We start from the raw sequence: 994 nt of genomic DNA, 5'->3' as shown, positions 1-994 counted from the left end.
TTAACTGAACATTCAAATTTACATTTGGGTTGTTTGTAGGAATATTGAAAAGAGGGATACTGATATCAGGAATTCCTGTATAATAACTTACAGGCACTTCTTCAAATTTCATGAGGTTGTTTGAAGTAGGAGCTGCAGGAAAGAGTTTATTAATATCATCAACATTTTTATTAAAATCATCACCTGTTGTCTGGGCAATTAAAATATGATTTAAAGAAGATAATAATAAAATTATAGCTATTGTATTTTTCTTCATGAAATTAGTTTTATTTTTTAATCAATTTAGCATTCGCAGTTTTATCAGTATCCGTTTTTACAACAATCAGATATGCTCCCTGAATAAGACTCTGCGTATTGATTTTCGTTATTTTATTCTTTGTTTTCAGGCTTTGAAGCTGTCTTCCACCCATATCATAAAGCGTAATCTCGGCTTCAGACTTCCCGTCACCCAGCTTCCAGCTTCCATCCTCAAATCCTATTTCAACATAACAATAATCAGATACCGGATTAGGATAGATTTTAATATTCTGTTTCTCTATTAATTGGTCAATCTGGCTGTCATCAAGTTTCACAATCTTCCAGTTCTCTTTTCCTAATTCTTCAGCGCTTGTTCCTGCTAAAACAATAGACCCGTCTTTATTCATTTTCAGATCAGAAAGTCTTTCCTCTTTCTTCCTTGATTCTCCTTTTACATGCTTTCTCCATTGTTCATTTCCGTCATTGTCGATATAAAGCATCCAAAAGGTCTCATCATCAGCTTCAATTCTTCCTTCAGCCTGAGTGTAACCACCCAACAATATTCCTTTCGTTGGACTTACTCCATTAACCCCGCTTCCGGCACCCCGCATCCCGCTTATCACATTCATTCCCATCAGAATATCACGATTCTTAAAGTTGTAAGATTTTTGCCACTGTTCTTCACCTCTTGTATTTAAAGAAATCAGCCAGATATCTGTTCCTTCTTCAATTCCAACTGTTTTATTTCCTGACTTTT

2 protein-coding genes are annotated in these 994 nt (G+C 35.0%); both read right to left on the bottom strand.

Annotation, left to right across the window (positions count from 1 at the left end; genetic code table 11):
- The coding region (locus AB671_RS21665) for a hypothetical protein (RefSeq protein WP_157444304.1) at positions 1 to 256 on the bottom strand (256 nt) is incomplete at its 3' end.
- A 10-nt stretch (positions 257 to 266) separates the two neighbouring features.
- Positions 267 to 994 (bottom strand): T9SS type A sorting domain-containing protein (locus AB671_RS21660; RefSeq protein ID WP_157444303.1); only part of this gene is annotated, 728 nt, incomplete at its 5' end.

This window comes from Chryseobacterium sp. BGARF1 (genome assembly GCF_001677955.1).
In the GTDB taxonomy this organism is placed as follows: Bacteria; Bacteroidota; Bacteroidia; order Flavobacteriales; family Weeksellaceae; genus Chryseobacterium.
Note: the sequence above shows the minus strand (reverse complement) of the source record. Positions and strands in the feature narration are given on the sequence as shown.